Origin of the sequence: Rhodanobacter sp. AS-Z3 (assembly GCF_029224025.1) — a bacterium.
In the GTDB taxonomy this organism is placed as follows: domain Bacteria; phylum Pseudomonadota; class Gammaproteobacteria; order Xanthomonadales; family Rhodanobacteraceae; genus Rhodanobacter.
Map to the genome: position 1 here is coordinate 1,360,898 of NZ_CP119392.1, position 18,535 is coordinate 1,379,432.

Genomic DNA, 18,535 nt, shown 5'->3' on the forward strand with positions numbered 1-18,535 from the left:
GGAAGGGAAGTCCGAAGGGGGCAGGCAAATGTTATCGGCGGTCGTGCTGATCATGGCTCTGGGCGTGAGCGCATCCGCGCACAGCCTGGCACCAGTGCCGGTCGCTGCACCGACCAACACCGCTCCCGCCACCGATCTGTTGCCCACGCCGCAGTTCCGGCGCTACACCACCGCTGATGGCTTGCCGAGCAGCGCCGTCTACGCCGTGGTGCAGGATCGCGATGGCTCGATATGGTTTGGCACCAAGGGCGGCATTGCCCGCTATGACGGGGTCGACTTCAAGGTATTCCGACATGCGGTCGGCGATCCCTATTCACTCTACGACAACGGTATCGCCAGCCTGCTGTTCGATCGTGACGGCAAGCTGTGGGCGGCCGGTCTGGAGGCGGGGCTGAATCGCTACGATGCTGCCAGTGGCCGGTTCACGCACTGGGGCAATGATCCGCATGATCCAGCCAGCCTGAACAGTGACAACGTCTGGTCGATCGCCGCCAGTGCGGATGGCAGCCTGTGGGTGGGTACCGCGCTGGGACTGGACCGCATGCTGCCAGGCACGGCTCGCTTCGAGCACGTGCTCAACCCGCTGCTGGGTGGCGTCCCGGTTGCGTTCGGTGCGGTCAGTGCGCTGTATGTCGACAAGCAGCAGCAGTTGTGGATCGGCAGTGCGCACGGCCTGTTTCGGCGCGATGTTTCCGGTCAGTTGCATCGGGTGGTGCAAGCCGGCAACCCGACGCCGATCGATGCATGGCACGTGGAAGGCGACGCGGAAGGGATGCGTGCCGAAACCTCGGCCGGCCTGCTGCTGATTGACCGCAACGACGTGGCGCATTTGTTGACCGCCCGTGGCGCACCGGTCGGTAACACCTTCGCCAGCGTGCATGACGGCGAGGGTCGGCTCTGGATCGGCACCCAGCACGGTTTGTTGATGCAGGCGCAGCCATCCGCACCGCTGCTGGCAGTGACCGATCAGCCGGTGCTGCACGGCGACCTGCCCGGTACCTGGGTGTGGTCGTTGCTGGTCGATCATGAAGGTGGTTTGTGGGTGACCTTGCTGGATGGCGGCGTGGCCTACCTCGCACCGAGCTGGAATGACACCAGCCGTTTCACGCATGTGCCCGATGACCCGACCAGTCTGCGTGATTCCATCGTGACCGCGATGGCGCGTGGTCATGATGGCCGGGTCTGGGTGGGTGAGCGTTCCGGCCGGGTCGACAAGTTGGACCCCCACACTGGCAAGGTCGAGCATGTCCTGTCCGGCCTCGGCGGTGACGTCTTGGGCATGACCCAGGACCGGCAGGAGCGACTATGGATTGCGGTGCGCGGAGCACTCTACCGCGACACGCTGGGTCAGCCACCGCAGCGTATCGACCCAGCCAGCCACTGGTTGAAAAATCCGCTGGAAGTCGAGCCGGGACCCGATGGCCACATGTATGCGCGCACCTTCGGCGAAGGTCTGTTCCGCATCGATCAGGAAACACTGGCGGTGAGTCGGGTGGCGATGGATCAACCCAATCAGCGCGTATTGTTGGGTAGCCAGCTGACCGAGCAGGACGGCTATTTCTGGTATGCCAGTGATGGCGGCATGTTGCGCATGGACCCGCACAGCGATCGCTTCACGCTGGTTGCCGGAGTCAGCAGCGATCGCGCGGTGAACGCGTTCGCTTTCAGTGACGACGGCATCTGGATGGCACGCCCGGAAGGCCTGGAGCATTACCGCTACCAAGGCAGCGGATTGACGCTGGACAAGACTGTTGACGTGTCGCGCGGCTGGCCATCCATCAACGTGGTTGACCTGCGGGTCGATGCCTTGCAGCGGGTCTGGATTCTCGGTCACGACGGCTTGTGGCGTTTTGATCCGCGCAGCGGACGGTTCCGTTCGTTTGGCCTGCAGAATGGCCTGACCAACGGCGAGTTCTCGCGCGGCTACGCCATCATGCCCGATGGCAACCTGTACGCACCGACGCTCGGTGGCGTGGTCGGTTTCAATCCGGATCGCATTCGTGATGACACCAGCGTTGCGCCGCTGACCGTCACCCAGGTCAGTGTGCGCCGCGATGGCAAGTTGCTGCCGCTGCCGCAGGATCAATCGGTTTTCCAGATGGGCTGGCGGGATCGCGGCCTGATTGTCGCCACGCGCCTGTTTTCCTATGTCGATCCGCTGGCGAACCACTACCGCTTCCGCCTGCGAGGCTTCGACAATGCATGGGTCGACAACGGCAATCATGGCGAACGTGAGTTCACCGGTCTGGCCCCCGGCAATTACCTGCTCGAAGTGCAGGCGGCCGGTGCCAATGGTCAGTGGGTACGCATGCGCACGCCGTTGCAGATCCAGGTGCAGGCGCCGCCGTGGGAACGCTGGTGGTCATGGGTCGCTTACGTCTTGATCGTGTTGCTGGCAGCGTGGGCCAGTCTGCGGGCCTGGCGCAGCCGATTGGCGCGCCAGCACCACGTGGACATGGTGGAGCAGCAGCGACAGATGGCCGAATCCGCGAGTGCGGCCAAGAGCCAGTTCCTGGCGACCCTGAGTCACGAAATCCGCACGCCGATGACCGGCGTGATGGGCATGGCCGAGTTGTTGCTGAGTACGCCGCTGAATCCGTTGCAGCATGACTACACCCAGGCCATGCAGCGTTCCGGCAGCATGCTGCTGAAGTTGCTGAATGATGCACTGGACCTGGCCCGCATCGAGGCCGGAAGGCTCGAACTGGACGTGTCGCCGTTCGATCCCCGGCAGTTGCTGCGTGAAGTCGCGCAACTGGAGCAGGGTCTGGCGCATGCCAAAGGCATCCGCTTCGTGCTGCAGACGGCCAGCGATTTGCCACCGCAGTGGGTTGGTGATGCGTTGCGCATCAAGCAGGTGCTGCTGAACCTGGCCAACAATGCGCTGAAGTTTACCGAGCATGGCGAGGTCACCTTGCACGCGGCCCGCACCGATAGCGGCTTGCTGTGCAGTATCAGCGACACAGGTCCGGGCATTTCGGAGTCGAGCCAGGCACGGCTTTTCGAGCGCTTCGAACAGGTTGCCGGTCCACAACGGCGTGCCGGCAGCGGTCTGGGTCTGGCGATTTGCCGCGAGCTGGTCGAGATGATGGGCGGCAGCATCGAACTGGAATCACGCCAGGGCCACGGCAGTACCTTCCGCGTGCGCATCCCGCTGCAGGAAGCTGCGCCTGTCGCGTCGACCGGGCCGGTCAGTGCCGATCGTTGCTATCGCTTGTTGCTGGTGGAAGACGATCCGATTGTGGCCACGGTGATCTGCGGCTTGCTGCAGCGCGAAGGCCATCAGGTGCAGCACGTGGGCAACGGGTTGGCCGGTCTGGCGGAGTTGGCGAACGGCGATTTCGATGCGGTGTTGCTGGATCTGGATTTGCCCGGCGTCGATGGTTTCCAGATTGCCCGCTTGATCCGCCAGCGTGAACACGAGGGTCAGCATTTGCCACTGCTGGCCGTCACCGCACGCTCCGGTCTTGGTGATGAGGCGAAGGCGCGCGAAGCCGGCATGGACGGCTTCTTGCGCAAGCCGGTCAGTGGTGAACAGCTGATCGCCGCGTTGGCGCAGGTAGTACCCGCCGCGTCGGCCACGGAATCACTGCCGGCCTGAATTACATGTCGTGCTTGCACACCTCGAAGCCCAGTCGCTGGTATTCGCGCCAGCGCGTGCGCGAACCGTCACGCGCGGCGGGCTCGGCGGCCACTACTTCCAGAACGCGCTGGTAATTTCCGGCGGGGCAGCTGTCGCGCAGGTTGATCACCAGCGGTCGGTCTGCGGTGTCCACGCCGGGTGGCACGATCAATACCGCGGTGTGCTCGTCGTCGTCATCGCCGGCGAGCTGGTGCGGAATCATGGTGTCCTCGTCGAACTCCCACAGCAGATCGTCGAGCGCCTCGGCTTCGACGAAATCGCGGGTGAGGATCAGCGTCGGTTGCTGCGCGGCAAAGGCTTTCTTTGCCAGCTCGCAGGCGAGCAGCAAAGGCTGCTCGCGAAAACGCGGCTTGTCGATCAGGTAGAAATCGGCACGAGGCATGGGCAAGTCAGAGCGCGGCAGGGGAATCAGAAATCAGTGTAACGGCAGGACGCCGGCGATGTTCTCATTCCGCCACCTTCACTGCTGGCTGATCAACCACTGCGCCAGCAGCGCCACCGGGCGGCCGGTGCCCAGGCCCTTGCGACCTTCTTCCCAGGCGGTGCCGGCAATGTCCAGATGCGCCCAGCGCTGGCCGTCGGTAAAGCGGGACAGGAAGCAGCCGGCCGTGATCGCACCGGCACTCTTGCCGCCGATGTTGGCGACGTCGGCGAAACCGGATTCGAGCTGCGCCTGGTAGTCGTCCCACAGCGGCAGGCGCCAGGCACGGTCGAGCGTTTCCTCACCCGCGGCCAGCAATTCGGCGGCCAGGTCATCGTGCTTGCTCATCAGGCCGCTGGCATGCTTGCCTAGCGCGATCACGCAGGCGCCGGTCAGCGTGGCCGCATCGACCATCGCCTTCGGCTGATACGTCTGTGCCGTCCAGGTCAGCGCGTCGCACAGAATCAAACGACCCTCGGCGTCGGTGTTCAACACTTCGATGGTCAGGCCGGACAGGCTGGTCAGCACGTCGCTGGGGCGATAGCTGTCGCCGTCGGGCATGTTCTCGACGCTGGGCACCACGCAGACAAGGTTGAGCTTCAGGCCCATTTTCACCGCTGCCACGAACGCGCCGAGCACCCCGGCCGCGCCGCCCATGTCGAATTTCATTTCCTCCATGCCGGGGCCGGGCTTCAAGCTGATGCCGCCGGAGTCGAAGGTGACGCCCTTGCCGACAAACGCATACGGCTTGTCGCCTTCGTTGCCGCCGTTGTATTCCAGTGCGATCAGGCGCGGCTTGTTGGCCGAACCACGGCCCACCGCCAGCAGCGATCCGAAGCCCAGCTGCTCCATCTGCACTTCATCGAACACCTTGCAGCTGACCTTGTCCTGCTCATCGGCAAAGGCTTGCGCTTGCGCCGCGATGTAGGCCGGCGTGCAGATGTTCGGCGGCAGGTTGGCCAGCTCGCGTGCAAAGCGCACGCCGGCGGCAATGGCCACGGCCTGGGCCAGCCCGTCGCCGGCCTCTTCGCCTGCGGCAAAGGTCATGGCGGTGAGTTCCGCTTCTCGGCTTTTCTCACGCGGTTTGAAGGTGGCGGTGTAGCGATACGCGGCGTAGTCGTTGGCCAGCGCGCCGATCCGCACGCGCCAGCCGCTGTCGCGTCCGGGCACGTCTACTTCCGCAAGGCAGGAGACGGCGCTGGTCACCGGCAGCCGGCCGAGTGCGCGCGCCGCTTCAAGGCTGACCTTCTGGTAACGAGCTGCATCGAACGACTTCTGTGCGCCCAGTCCCACCACCAGCACACGTTGCGCGGTGACGCCGGCCGGTGCGAACAACAGCGTGGTCGAGCCGGCCTTGCCGGTGATGTCACCGCTTTCCACCTGGCGTTTGATCAGGCCGCCGGTGGCGCTGTCCAGCTGGGCAGCTGCGCTGGTCAGCACGCCCTTTTCATACACGCCGACCAGCACGCAAGGACTTTCGACGGTAACGGGGGAAATGCTGGCGAGGCTGAACTGGAGTGTCATCAGATGGTTCCTGCGTGGGCCCGGCAGTGGCCGGACAGGCTAGAATTGCGGTTTGCCGGCGACGGTGTCGGGCCGACTCAATCGGACAAGTTTATCGCATGCTGAGCATTCTCGACCGCTACTTTCTGCGCGAACTGGCGCAAACCGTGATGGCCACTGCCATTGTGCTGATGGTCATCATGACGGGTGGCGCGTTTGCGCGGGTGTTGCAGCAGGTGGCGAATGGCAGTTTTCCGGCCAGCGTGATGTTCCAGGTGCTGGGCCTGCGCACGATCGACAGCCTGACCAGCGTGATACCACTGGTCAGTTTCATCGGCATATTGCTGGGGCTTGGCCGGATGTATCGCGACAGCGAGATGCACGTGCTGTCGTCCTCGGGCATGGGCGCGCGCGGCTTGCTGCGCCCGGTACTGTTGCTTGGCATGGTGCTGGTGGTGATCACCGGAACGGTGTCGCTGTGGCTGGGACCGTGGGCCGTAAGGACCAGCGATGCACTGGTGGCCGCGGCGAATCGCTCGGTGATTGCCGCCGGCCTTGACGCCGGGCGCTTCACCGAATTGCCGGGCAAGGGCGGCATCATTTTTGTCGACAGCTTGAGCCGCGACGGCAGCAAGCTCGGGCGCACCTTCGTGGCCACCCAGAGCGTGGGCAAGAATGGCCAGCCGCACGTCAAAGTGGTCAGCGCCAGCCATGGCGAGCTGTACCAGGAAAGCAACGGTGACGGCCGCTTCATCGCGTTCCAGCATGGCTGGCAGTACGACATTCCGTTGGGCACCAACGACTGGCGCCAGATGCAGTACCAGCGCAACGACACCTCGCTGTCCAGCGTGCAGGCGAACGAGGATGACGATCCGGCCCATTCGAAGAGCAGCTGGGCCTTGTTCCAGTCCGACAATCCAGATGACCGCGCCGAGTTCGCCTGGCGCGCCAATGCGCCGCCGCTGACCCTGGTATTGCTGCTGCTGGCGCTGCCGTTGTCACGCCAGAGTCCGCGTGAGCCGAAGTACGGGCGGCTGCTGCTGGCGGTAGTCACGTTCTACCTCTACTACACGCTGCTGGCGCTCGGGCGCGCGCAGATCGGCAAGGGCCACTGGCACAACGAGGCGCCGTTGTGGGCCTTGCATGCGGTCGTGCTGGCGCTGGCGTTGTGGATGCTGTGGAAGCAGTATTCGCCGCGCAAACTGCCAGCATCCCGTGCCGGAATGGCGGCATGAGCGTGTTGACGATCAAGCGGGTCGATCGGCTGGTGGCGATGAGCGTGCTCGGCTCGATGCTGATGGTGTGGCTGGTGCTTACCGGCTTCGATGCAGTGCGCATCCTGCTGGTGCAGCTGGGCCACGTGGGCAAGAACGGCTACACCACCAGCAATGCGATCGCCTATGTGCTGGTGACGTTTCCACGACGTGCCTACGAAATGTTTGGCAACTCGGCGCTGATCGGTGGCTTGCTGGGGCTGGGTGGGCTGGCGGGCACCGGCGAGCTCACTGCGCTGCGTGCTGCGGGCATGTCGCGCTTGCGTATTGCGGGCAGCGCGGTCGGTGTCATCGCGGTGCTGATCGTCGGTGTGGTGATCATGGGCGAAACGGTGGCGCCATGGGGCGACCAGCAGGCGCAGGTGATGCAGTCGCGCATGAAGTCCGGCAGCCTCGGCATGACCACCAATAGCGGGCTATGGGCGCGCGACGGCAACGACGTAATCAATGCCCGCGGTGCTTCCTTGCAGCAGCGTGCGGGGCTCAGCACGGTGCAGTTGAGCGATGTGCGCATCTTCAATTTCAGCGACGATGGCCAGTTGCATCGTTTTACCTGGGCCAAGACAGCTGAACACGACGGCCGGCAGTGGCTGTTGCATGACGTGCGCATCAGCACACTCGATGCGACCGGTACGCATGCCACCACCCAGGCCGTGTTGCCGTGGAAGTCGAGCCTTGATCCGCAGGTGCTGGCGCAGTCGGTGATCCAGCCGCAATACCTGTCGATGCGCGACCTGCGTCGCAACATGGATTATCTGGAAAGCAACGGACAAAGCCCCGGCAGTTATGCGGTGGCGTTCTGGGGCCGTGCGCTGTATCCATTCAACGTGTTGGTGCTGGTGTTGTGCGCGATGCCGTTCGCATTTGGATCGCTGCGCTCCGGCGGCCTCGGCAAGCGCATGTTCATCGGCATCCTGCTGGCGCTGGGCTGGTATTTTCTGCAGCAGGCGATGGTGAATTTCGGCACCGTTTACGGCATGCCGCCGTTGCTGGCGAACTTGTTGCCGGCGCTGATCCTGATGTTCGCCGCGTGGCTGTATTTCCGTCGACGGGTGTAATGACTTCGCATGGGGAGTGGGCAATGGATGTAGTTGATCTGCGCAGTGACACGGTGACCCGACCGACCGCCGCGATGCGTGCGGCGATGCTCGACGCCGCGGTGGGTGACGATGTTTACGGCGAAGACCCCACGGTCAACGCGCTGCAGCAGCGGCTGGCCGACGAACTCGGTTTCGAGGCGGGCCTGTTCGTACCCAGCGGCACCCAATCCAACCTGCTGGCCTTGCTGGCGCATTGCGAGCGTGGCGACGAGTACCTGGTCGGCATGGACGCACACACGTACAAGTTCGAAGGCGGTGGCGCCGCGGTGCTGGGTTCGATCCAGCCGCAGCCGATCGTGCAGGCGGACGATGGCTCGTTGCCGCTGGAGCGCATCGAGGCGGCGATCAAGCCGATCGACCCGCACTTCGCGCGTACCCGTCTGCTGGCGCTGGAAAATACCTGGCACGGGCGCACGTTGCCGCTGGACTACCTGCAGTCCGCCCATGATCTGGCGCGCGCGCGTGGCCTTGGTTTGCACCTTGATGGCGCCCGACTGTTCAATGCGGCGGTGGCCTGCAATGTGTCGGCACGCGAGATCGCGCGACACTTCGATACGGTGTCGATCTGCCTGTCGAAAGGCTTGGGCGCACCGGTGGGTTCGGTGCTGGTCGGCTCGCACGCGTTGATCGACAAGGCGCGGCGCTGGCGCAAGGTCACCGGTGGTGGCTGGCGCCAGGCTGGCATGCTGGCAGCAGCGTGCATGCATGCGCTGGATCATCACGTGGCGCGGCTGGCCGACGATCACCGTCGCGCGGCCTATCTCGCCGGACGCCTGCGCGAGATCGCCGGCATCAACCTGCTCGGTCAATACACCAACATGGTCTTCATCGACGTGCCGGCGGATCGCCTGCGCGATCTGGACGTCCATCTGCGCGAGGCCGGCATTCGCATCAGCATCGGTTACCTGCCCACCTTGCGGCTGGTCACGCATCTGGATGTCGATGATGCCGGCATCGAGCGCACGGCGGCGGCGTTCCGCGAGTTTTTCGCGCGGCGTTGATTGTGTGCGCTCTCGCAGAATCGCTGTGGCGATACTTGCTCTGAATGCTGCGGGTAGAGCAAGAGCATCGCGCACAGGGTGCGTGCCGGCATGGCGAAGCAGTGCTCGTGTTGCTGCTGGGCTGGCGCACGCACGTAGGGCGGGCACTGCCCGCCGCTCCTCCGCGCATGTCGCCACGAACCGGGATCAAAAGCTGGCGGGCAGTGCCCGCCCTACGAGGTTTTCGTCAGCTCTTCGCTCTTCGCTTTGAATCGACTTGCGACGCTTACTTCGCCGTCTGGTCGAACTTCCTGATGAAGTCGCGTACCTGCGGATAGACCGTCTCGCGCCAGCGGCGGCCGCTGAAAATGCCATAGTGACCGGCGCCTTCAATCACCTTGTGTGCGCGACGCTTGGTCGGGATGTTGCTGCACAAATCGTGTGCGGCCTGGGTCTGGCCCAGTCCGGAGATGTCGTCCAGTTCGCCTTCGATGGTGAGCAGGGCGCTGCGCTTGATCGCCGAGGGATCGACCCGTTCACCGGCCACGTCCCACAGGCCGCGCGGCAACAGGAACTGCTGGAACACCTTCTCGATCGTGTCGAGATAGAACTTCGCCGGCATGTCCAGCACGGCGTTGTACTCGTCGTAGAACTTGCGATGCGACTGTGCATCGTCCTGGTCGCCGCGCAACAAGTCCTGATAGAAGTCCCAATGCGAACTCATGTGGCGGCTGGGATTCATCGCGATGAAGCCGGCGTGTTGCAGGAAGCCGGGATACACCTCGCGACCGCGACCGGGATAATTCGGCGGCACCGTCTGGATCACATTGCCCTTGAACCACGACAGCGGTCGCTGCGTCGCCAGGTTGTCGACACTGGTCGGGCTGCGGCGCGGGTCGATCGGGCCGCCCATCATGGTCAGGCTGCGCGGGGTGTCTTCGCCGCGCGCGGCCATCAGTGACACGGCGGCCAGCACCGGAACGGTCGGCTGGCACACCGAAATCACATGCAGGGTGGAAGCGCCGATGTGGCGGATGAAATCTTCGACATAGGCAACATAGTCGTCCAGCCCGAACGTGCCTTCGGCGGCCGGCACCATGCGCGCGTCGACCCAGTCGGTGATGTACACCTTGTGGTCGCGCAGCAAGGTGCGCACGGTATCGCGCAGCAAGGTGGAGTGATGGCCGGATAGCGGCGCCACCACCAGCACCACCGGATCGTTCTTCATCTTCTCGATGGTCGAGGGATCGTCGCTGAAGCGCTTGAAGCGCTTGAGCTGGCAGAACGGCTTGGCCAGCGCCACCCGTTCGATCACCGCGATTTCGTGGTCGTGTGCGGTAGCGGTATGGATGCCGAATTCCGGCTTCTCGTAATCCTTGCCCAGCCGATGCATCAACTCATAGCCGGCCGCCAGCCGTTGTGCGCCCGGTACGTTGGCGAACGGGCTGCTGGTGTCGTTGAGCATGTCCGCGCTGGCTTGCGCGAAGTAGCTCAGCGGGCCGAGGAACGCGCGTTGCCATTCATGGATCTGATAGAGCATGGAAGGGGTTTGCCGAAGACGAAAGCAGCCATCTTAGCGCCGTTTCGTCAGCGCGTGTTGCAATGCCGCAATGACGGCATTCCTGCTCAATCAGTGACTTGACGCGGTGGTTGGCCGGTACGTGCAGCGCAACAGCACCTCGTCGACCCCCTCGGTATCGCCCAGCCCGGCGCGCCATTGCAGTGGCTTCTGGAAGCGCAGGCCCAATGGCATGAAGACGCGGTTGTACCACCACATGGCGCGCTCGCGCTGGTGTGTGAGGTACCACTGGCCCAGTGCGAGCAGGCGCGAAGAGGCCGGTTGCATGCCGTAGATGGCACTGTGTTCGAGCACGAAGCCGTGCGCGGCCAGGCGGGCGGTGATCTGTGCCGGTTCGTAGCGCCGGTAATGGCCCACGAATTCATCGAAAGCCGTCCATGCCTGCGGATGCAGCGGCACGGACAGCAGCAAGCTGGCGCCCGGAGCGCAGACCCGGGCCAGTTCGGCGAGCGCGCCATCGTCGTCGGCAACGTGTTCAAGAATGTCCAGCGCGCAGACCAGGTCGAAGCTGGCATCCGTGCAGGGCAGCTGGCCGATCATTCCGTGTATCGCGTTACCGCCACTGGCGTGCAGGCGACGCAAGGCGGCGTGGCTGAGGTCGACAAAGCAGGTTCCACTGAGTGGCAATCGCGGGCGCAATCCAGGTGCCACTTCCAGCCGACGTGGCGCAGCCTGCGCCAGTTCGCGTGACAATGGCCAGGTGTTGAAACGCTCTGGCCCGATCAACTTCGCCGCGGACCACAACGACTCGTAGAAGCCGCGATTGACGCGGATCAGTTCGGCATCACTGCGATGGGCGTCGGCACGAACGTGGGTCATCGGCGAATTCAAGCTTTCCGGTGTTGAGCGAGGAATCAAGCCGAGGGAAATTCAATCCAGCCGGCGCACTTCGGTGCCTGTGGCAAAATCGTGCACCGCACGGCGGCGTGGGTCGAATAACGCCACGGCAAACCAGGCGGTCCAGACGGCCAGCAAGGTCCATAGCGTGAGACGCAGGCCCAGCGTCGGTGTCAGCAACAACAGCACCATCGGCGCACCGGCCACCAGCAGCCGGATCAGCGATTGCTGCAAAGTCACCGCGCTGCCGTCGTCGCCCGTCAACCGAATGCGCCACGGGCGCATGCCTATCGTCTGCCCGCCGCGCCGCCATGAACTGATGAAATACGCCGCCACCACCACGCCTTGCAGCAGTTGGTACCAGAGCGGCACCGCGGTCTTTGCGCCGGTCGTGATCAAGTTGCCCGCGGTCGCCAACTGGCACAGCAGGCCCACCACCATCACGATCGCCACCACGATCAGTACGTCGTAAACCAGCGCCAGCAAGCGGCGCCATAGCTGGCAGGGTGCGTGGAGAACGGTGGAGTCTGCGGGCATCGGGTACGGTCGCTTGCGTCAGGCGCGCGCAATGGCCAGCATCGTGCGCATGGAAAAGGAAAACAGCCGCGACAGTATCGCCGAAGCCGACCGCCGCAGCATCGCTGCGTTCATCGAGCGGGTCTGGTCCGAGGACGGTTTGGCCGAACGCACGCTGGAAGCGTACCGGCGCGATCTGGAATCACTGGCCGCGTGGCTGGCTGGCTGCGGCCGCCATCTGGCAACCGCGCGCCGCGAAGATATCTCCGGTTATCACGGAGGCCAGAAGGTGGCAGTGCGTTCGCTGGCACGGCGGCAGTCGGCGTTCCGTCGCTACTACGCGTTCCTTGCGCGCGATCAACCCGGTTTCGCCGATCCGACCTTGCTGATCGAACGACCCAAACTGCCGCGCAGCCTGCCCAAGGCGCTGGCCGAGCGTGACATCGAGGGCCTGCTGCAGGCGCCCGATACGACGACCACGCTGGGCCTGCGCGACCGCGCCATGCTGGAGCTGATGTACGCCTCAGGTCTGCGTGTATCCGAACTGGTCGAACTCCCGCTGTCCGCGCTGAACCCGCGGCAAGGCGTGCTGCGGGTAACCGGCAAAGGCGGCAAGGATCGACTGGTGCCAGTCGGCGAAGAAGCCCTGGCGCGTATCGCCACCTATCTGACTGACGCGCGCCCAACATTGGCCAAAGGCCGCCAGCCCGTCGCGCTATTCCTCAGCCAACGCGGTGAAGGCATGACCCGGCAGATGTTCTGGACCCTGGTGAAACGCTATGGTGCCCGTCTGGGCATCAACCCCAAACGCATCTCACCGCATGTACTGCGGCATTCCTTCGCCACCCACCTGCTCAATCATGGCGCCGACCTGCGTGCGCTGCAGATGCTGCTCGGCCACAGCTCACTCAGCACTACGCAGATCTACACGCTGGTAGCGAAGGAGGGGCTGAAGCGGCTGCATGCGCAGCATCATCCGAGGGGGTGATGTTCGATCAGTGACGCTTGCCGTAGTTCGGGGCGATCATCAACGAGCGGATTCAGCTCACTGTGCGAGAATGCGAGTCCCCGTCGACCCCCGCGACGGATCGACGTGCTTGAGGTTACTGATGTTCAAGAATCTGATGCTGGTGGCGTGTCTGGGCGGTCTTTCGCTGAGCGCCTGTGCTGTACAGAACGACGCGGCACCTGCTGCCCCTGCTACGGCCGCTGCAGCGGTCACCCCGGCAGCACGCGACATGGTCAAACAGGCGCTCGCCAAGCTGGCGCCGAACATCCGCGTGGATGTGATCGAGCCGGCGCCGATGCCCGGCTTTTATCAGGTGATCGCCTCGGGCCAGATGCTGTACATCAGCACCGACGGCAAATACATGATGCATGGCGACCTGGTCGACCTGGGCCGCAAGCAGAATGCCAGCGAAGACGCCTGGGCGCGCTTCCGCAAGGCCGAGTTGGCGAAGGTGCCGGCGTCGGAGCGGATCGTCTACGCGCCGGCCAACCCGAAGTACACAATCTCCGTGTTCACCGACGTCAACTGCGGTTTCTGCCGTGCGCTGCACGAGCACATCGCGGCGTTCAACAAGGAAGGCATCGCGGTGGAATATCTGGCCTGGCCGCGCGAAGGCGTGGTGACGACGGCCGGTCGTGCCACCCCGACTTACACCGAGATGGCATCCATTTGGTGCGCCAAGGACCGCAACGCGGCGTTCACCGCGGCCACCGCGGGTCAGGCGCCTGCGCCGCTGACCTGCGCCAATGCGGTCAAGGACCAGTTCGATCTGGGCGTGAAGCTGGGTGTCAGCGGAACGCCGGCGATTTACGGCCCGAATGGCCGCGCGCTGGGTGGCTATCTGACGCCGGAGCAGTTGTTGCAGGCGCTGAAGCAGGGCGGCTGAGGTCCGCTGGCCTCCCGCGGAGGGCAGGGCGTGGCGGGGAATCGATGCCGTATTGCAGCATGGGCTAGAATAGGCGTTTCCCTCGCATAGCTCCGTCCCTCGCATGATCGCACTCGACGGGCTGAACGCCCTCTCGCCGTTCCGTCTCGAACGACTCAATGCCCGCCTGGAAACGCTGCATCACGGCGTCCGTGTGCAGGCCTCGTGGTTCGTCTATTTCATCGACGCCGAAGCGGCGCCCGAAGGCGAGCTGCGTCAGCGCCTGCTGACTGTGCTGGAGGCAAAAGATGCCGCACCGGAACCGGCCACCCTGTGGGTGGTGCCGCGACTGGGCACGATCTCGCCGTGGTCGAGCAAGGCCACCGACATTCTGCATGGCGCCGGTTTCGATGTGCGCCGGGTGGAACGCGGGCTGGCCTGGCTGGTCGCCGGACTGCCGGCGGAAGACGCGCCGGATCACGCCGCCATCATGGCGGTGCTGTACGACGCGATGACGCAGTCGGTGCTGACCTGCATTGACGACGCGCAAGGCCTGTTCCTGGCTGGCTCGCCGGGCGATCTGGTGCATGTGGTGCTGGGTGCCAATCCGCAGGCAGCGCTGGCCGAGGCGAACCAGCGACTGGGCCTGGCGCTGGCCGACGACGAGATCGACTATCTGGTCGCGCGCTACGCCGAGTTGGGACGCGATCCCACCGACGCCGAACTCTTCATGTTCGCCCAGGCCAACTCCGAGCACTGTCGGCACAAGGTGTTCAACGCCAGTTGGACGGTAGACGGCGAAGAACAGGACAAGACCCTGTTCGGCATGATCAAGCACACCCATCAGCAGTCGCCCGCGCATACCTTGTCCGCCTATTCGGATAATGCGGCGGTGATCGAGGGCAGCGAGGGCCGGCGCTTTTTTGCCGACCCGGCCGATCGGGTGTGGCGCGGACATCAGGAACGCGTTGATTTCGCGATCAAGGTCGAAACGCACAACCATCCCACCGCCATCGCGCCGTGGCCCGGTGCCGCGACCGGCGCGGGTGGCGAAATTCGCGACGAGGGGGCGACCGGTCGCGGCGGCAAGCCGAAGGCCGGCCTTACCGGTTTCTCGGTTTCCGATCTGCGCATTCCCGGCCATCCGCAGCCGTGGGAAGTGCAGCGTCCGCTACCGCCACGCATGGCCAGCGCGTTCGAGATCATGCGCGACGGTCCGCTGGGCGCGGCTGCGTTCAACAACGAGTTTGGCCGTCCCTGTCTGGGCGGCTATTTCCGCAGTTACGAAACCGAACTGCCGGGTCAGCCCGGCTTCCGTCGTGGCTATGACAAGCCGATCATGCTGGCCGGTGGCCTGGCGAATCTGCGTCCGGGTCATGTGTTGAAAAATCCGGTACAGCCGGGTAACAAGGTGATCGTGCTGGGCGGCCCGGCCATGCTGATCGGTCTGGGCGGCGGCGCGGCTTCCTCGGTGGCCGGTGGTGCGTCGAGCGCGGAGCTGGACTTCGCCTCGGTGCAGCGCGACAACGCCGAGATGGAGCGCCGCTGCCAGGAAGTCATCGACGCCTGCTGTGCGCGTGGTGAGCACAACCCGATCGTCAGCGTGCATGACGTCGGCGCCGGCGGCCTGTCCAACGCCATCCCCGAGCTGCTCAACGACGCCAGTGTCGGCGGCGTGATCGACCTGTCGAAGATTCCCTGCGACGACCCCTCGCTGTCACCGATGCAGGTGTGGAGCAACGAGTCGCAGGAACGCTACGTGCTCGCGATCGCGCCGGAAAACCTCGCCGAATTCGAGGCGATGTGCCAGCGCGAGCGCTGCCCGTATGCGGTGGTCGGCGATGCCACGGCCGAGCGCCAGTTGGTAGTCACCGATCCACGCCGCGAGTTGACCGTGATCGACTTGCCGATGGATGTGTTGTTCGGCAAGCCGCCGCGCATGCATCGTGATGCGAAGCGGATCAAGCCGCGCATCGACCTGGTGCCGGACCTGTCCGGCGTGGGCATGGACGAGGCCTTGCTGCGCGTGTTGCGGCTGCCCACCGTGGGCAGCAAGAGTTTCCTGATCACCATCGGCGATCGCACCGTCGGCGGCTTGAATCACCGCGATCCGATGGTCGGCCCGTGGCAGGTGCCGGTGGCCGATTGCGCGGTGACCATCAGCGACTTTGACGGCTACGCCGGTGAGGCGATGGCGATGGCCGAGCGCGCGCCGGTGGCGTTGCTGAGCAGTGCCGACGCGGCACGCATGGCGGTGGGTGAAGCGATCACCAATCTCGCTGCTGCTGCCATCACCGACCTCGGCGAAATACGCCTGTCGGCGAACTGGATGGCGGCAGTAAATCATCCGGGCGAAGACGCCGCGCTGTTCGACGCCGTCAAGGCGGTGGGCATGGAATTGTGCCCGGCGCTGGATATCTCGATTCCGGTCGGCAAGGACTCGCTGTCGATGCAGACGGTGTGGCATGACGGCGAAATGGAGCAGCGCACGGTGTCGCCGGTGTCACTGGTGATCACTGGCTTCGCGCGCGTCACTGACGTGCGCCGCACGCTGACGCCGCAACTCCGACTCGACCATGGCCATTCCGATCTGTGGCTGATCGATCTGGCTGGCGGTCGCGATCGTCTGGGCGGTTCCTGCCTGACCCAGGTGTTCAACCGTTCCGGTGGCGTGCCGCCGGATCTGGACGACCCGAAGCGGCTGAAAGCGCTGTTCGATTTGATTCAGGAGGCGAATGCAGCCGGCCTGTTGCTGGCTTATCACGACCGTTCCGACGGTGGCGTCATCACCACCTTGGTCGAAATGGCGTTTGCCGGCCACTGCGGTCTGGAAATTCATCTGGATGGCTGGGCCGAAGCCACTCTGCGTGCCTTGTTCAACGAAGAACTCGGCGCTGTGGTGCAGGTGGCCGAGGCCAACCGCGAGGCGTTCGAAGCCTTGCTGGTGAAGTACGCGCTGGCGGGCGTCAGTCACCGCATCGGACGGCCGAAGGAGAAGCTTGGCATCAAGTTGTTCCTTGGTGACGACACGTTGTTCAAGTGGAACTGGAGCACGCTGTTCAAGGCATGGAATGAAACCAGCCACGCGATGCAGCGTCAGCGTGACAACCCGCAAAGCGCCGACGCCGAGCACGCCTGGCGGATGGACGATGCGGACCCCGGCATCAGCCCGAAGCTCAGCTTCGATCCGCTGCAGAATGTCGCTGCACCGTTCATCGCCCGTGGTGAGCGCCCACGCATCGCGATCCTGCGCGAGCAGGGCGTCAATGGTCAGGTGGAAATGGCGGCGGCGTTCACGCGCGCCGGTTTCGACGCAGTCGACGTGCACATGTCTGATCTGGCCAGTGGTCGCATGAAGCTGGCCGACTTCCGCGGCTTCGCGGCCTGTGGCGGTTTCTCGTACGGCGACGTGCTGGGTGCTGGTCGTGGCTGGGCCACGTCGATTCTCTACAACGCGATGTTGCGCGAGCAGTTCAGCGCGTTCTTCGCCGACCCGACGAAGTTTGCGCTGGGCGTGTGCAATGGTTGCCAGATGCTGTCGCAGTTGAAGGAGATCATTCCCGGCGCGCAGCACTGGCCGAAGTTCCTGCGCAATGCGTCGGAGCAGTACGAGTCGCGACTGGTCACGCTGGAAATTCTCGACACGCCCAGCCTGTTTTTCAAGGGCATGGCCGGCTCGCGGATTCCGGTGGCGGTGGCGCACGGCGAAGGCCGGGTCAGTTTTCCGCAGGCATGCAGCCCGGCGAAGTCGAATGGCGCGGTGCGCTTTGTCGACAATCGCGGCAAGCCGACCGAAAGCTTCCCGCTCAACATCAACGGCTCGCCCGGTGGTCTGGCCGGTTTCACCGCCGCCGATGGTCGCGTGACCATCATGATGCCGCATCCCGAACGGGTGTTCCGTACCGCCCAGTTGAGCTGGCACCCGGATAGCTGGGGCGAAGACTCACCGTGGATGCGGATGTTCCGCAACGCCCGCGTGTGGTGCGGCTGAGGCCTGCACCCTTGACCCGGCGCTGAGTGATGACTCGGCGCCGCTGGCCAGCGTGGCGTGACCTGTGGGCCGGGCCGGTATGGATGGCCCTGCTGGCCGCGTTGCCGTGGTGGCTGGGGCTGCCTTCACTGCTGGCCCTCGCGGCCTTGCTGATGTTGCTGCAACACCGACTGACGGATGGGCATGCACGGTTGATCCGTCGTGCACTGCGCTGGGGTCTGCCTGGCATGCTGTTCGCTTTGCAGCGCAGTCTGGGTGGCGATGTGATCGCCTGCGGCGCGGCCCTGCTGGGTGCACTGTCGGGGTACACGTTGCTGGCCGGGCTCGAAGCATGGCTTGATCGCGAACTGAGACGTGCACCTGCCGCACCATCTTTGCCGGAATGGCCCGAGCTGGCGATGGCGCCGAGCGGTCCGCCGGCGCGGATTATCGAACTGCACGCGGTGCACTGGCAGTCGGTCAGCGAGGCGTTGTCCGATCCGCTGGGCGGCACGTTGTTCTACAACGATGGCGTTTGTCAGTTCGCCACCGGCGAGCACATCGACGGCGTAGGTGCCGCCATCACCTTCAGCCCATTTGGTCGCTGGTTCGTCGCGCGTCTGCGCGACCCGCACGACTTGCTGCTGTGGGATCGCCAGCGTGAGCGGCGACATCGGCTGCATGGCTGGCACCTGGTGGGTTGGGACGCAGAGCAGCCGTGGTTGAGCCGTGGTGACGAGACGGTGCCGCAAGCGCTGTCGGCGGCACTGGGTGAGGACGTCGACGCCGGCTGATGCTCACGCGCAACACCGCGACGCAACCGGAGGTTTTACGTTGC

The 18,535-nt window shown here is 64.6% G+C and carries 13 protein-coding genes; 8 read left to right on the plus strand and 5 right to left on the minus strand.

What is annotated here, in order from left to right; all coding sequences use genetic code 11:
- The first annotated feature begins 64 nt into the window (after positions 1 to 64).
- Positions 65 to 3,601, plus strand: a complete 3,537-nt coding sequence (locus tag PY254_RS05760; RefSeq protein WP_281014520.1) for a hybrid sensor histidine kinase/response regulator — start codon at positions 65 to 67, stop codon at positions 3,599 to 3,601.
- A gap of 1 nt (position 3,602) precedes the next feature.
- On the opposite strand, the gene PY254_RS05765 is transcribed toward PY254_RS05760, so the two are convergent.
- Together PY254_RS05765 and PY254_RS05770 are read right to left on the minus strand one after the other, a co-directional pair.
- Positions 3,603 to 4,025 carry a DNA polymerase III subunit chi gene (locus PY254_RS05765; protein ID WP_281014521.1) on the minus strand — a complete coding sequence of 141 codons (423 nt, stop codon included), beginning with the start codon at positions 4,023 to 4,025 and terminating at the stop codon, positions 3,603 to 3,605.
- 78 nt (positions 4,026 to 4,103) lie between these two features.
- Positions 4,104 to 5,588: a leucyl aminopeptidase gene (locus PY254_RS05770; RefSeq protein ID WP_281014522.1), complete on the minus strand. Its 1,485-nt coding sequence runs from the start codon at positions 5,586 to 5,588 to the stop codon at positions 4,104 to 4,106.
- Positions 5,589 to 5,686: 98 nt separating this feature from the next.
- On the opposite strand from PY254_RS05770, the gene lptF reads away from it, so the two are divergent.
- From lptF to ltaE, 3 genes are read left to right on the plus strand one after another with little or no spacing between them, the layout of a single operon-like run.
- The gene (lptF, locus tag PY254_RS05775) at positions 5,687 to 6,802 is read left to right on the plus strand and encodes an LPS export ABC transporter permease LptF (protein WP_281014523.1); all 1,116 of its coding nucleotides are present in this window, start codon (positions 5,687 to 5,689) and stop codon (positions 6,800 to 6,802) included.
- Positions 6,799 to 7,899, plus strand: coding sequence for an LPS export ABC transporter permease LptG (gene lptG / locus PY254_RS05780; RefSeq protein ID WP_281014524.1), 1,101 nt, complete (start codon positions 6,799 to 6,801; stop codon positions 7,897 to 7,899). Before lptF ends, lptG begins: the two co-directional genes overlap by 4 nt.
- 23 nt (positions 7,900 to 7,922) lie before the next feature.
- The gene (gene ltaE, locus PY254_RS05785) at positions 7,923 to 8,942 is read left to right on the plus strand and encodes a low-specificity L-threonine aldolase (protein ID WP_281014525.1); all 1,020 of its coding nucleotides are present in this window, start codon (positions 7,923 to 7,925) and stop codon (positions 8,940 to 8,942) included.
- Between the two features lie 265 nt (positions 8,943 to 9,207).
- Here ltaE and phaZ read toward each other — a convergent pair whose 3' ends face one another.
- The 3 genes from phaZ to PY254_RS05800 form a co-directional block, all read right to left on the minus strand.
- Positions 9,208 to 10,461, minus strand: a complete 1,254-nt coding sequence (gene phaZ, locus PY254_RS05790; protein WP_281014526.1) for a polyhydroxyalkanoate depolymerase — start codon at positions 10,459 to 10,461, stop codon at positions 9,208 to 9,210.
- A gap of 90 nt (positions 10,462 to 10,551) precedes the next feature.
- Positions 10,552 to 11,319 (minus strand): class I SAM-dependent methyltransferase, encoded by a 768-nt coding sequence (locus PY254_RS05795; protein ID WP_281014527.1) that lies wholly within the window; start codon positions 11,317 to 11,319, stop codon positions 10,552 to 10,554.
- A gap of 51 nt (positions 11,320 to 11,370) precedes the next feature.
- Complete coding sequence (locus PY254_RS05800) at positions 11,371 to 11,874, minus strand: RDD family protein (protein ID WP_281014528.1); 504 nt, start codon at positions 11,872 to 11,874, stop codon at positions 11,371 to 11,373.
- A 49-nt stretch (positions 11,875 to 11,923) separates the two neighbouring features.
- On the opposite strand from PY254_RS05800, the gene xerD reads away from it, so the two are divergent.
- From xerD to PY254_RS05820, 4 genes are all read left to right on the plus strand, one after another.
- A complete protein-coding gene (gene xerD / locus PY254_RS05805) occupies positions 11,924 to 12,841 on the plus strand; it encodes a site-specific tyrosine recombinase XerD (RefSeq protein ID WP_281015167.1) in 918 nt (305 codons plus the stop codon).
- A gap of 121 nt (positions 12,842 to 12,962) precedes the next feature.
- Positions 12,963 to 13,748, plus strand: coding sequence for a DsbC family protein (locus PY254_RS05810; RefSeq protein ID WP_281014529.1), 786 nt, complete (start codon positions 12,963 to 12,965; stop codon positions 13,746 to 13,748).
- Positions 13,749 to 13,851: 103 nt separating this feature from the next.
- Positions 13,852 to 17,718: a phosphoribosylformylglycinamidine synthase gene (gene purL, locus PY254_RS05815; protein ID WP_281014530.1), complete on the plus strand. Its 3,867-nt coding sequence runs from the start codon at positions 13,852 to 13,854 to the stop codon at positions 17,716 to 17,718.
- Positions 17,719 to 17,747: 29 nt separating this feature from the next.
- On the plus strand, positions 17,748 to 18,491 hold the full coding sequence (locus PY254_RS05820) for a hypothetical protein (protein WP_281014531.1): 744 nt from the start codon (positions 17,748 to 17,750) through the stop codon (positions 18,489 to 18,491).
- Positions 18,492 to 18,535 lie beyond the last annotated feature (44 nt).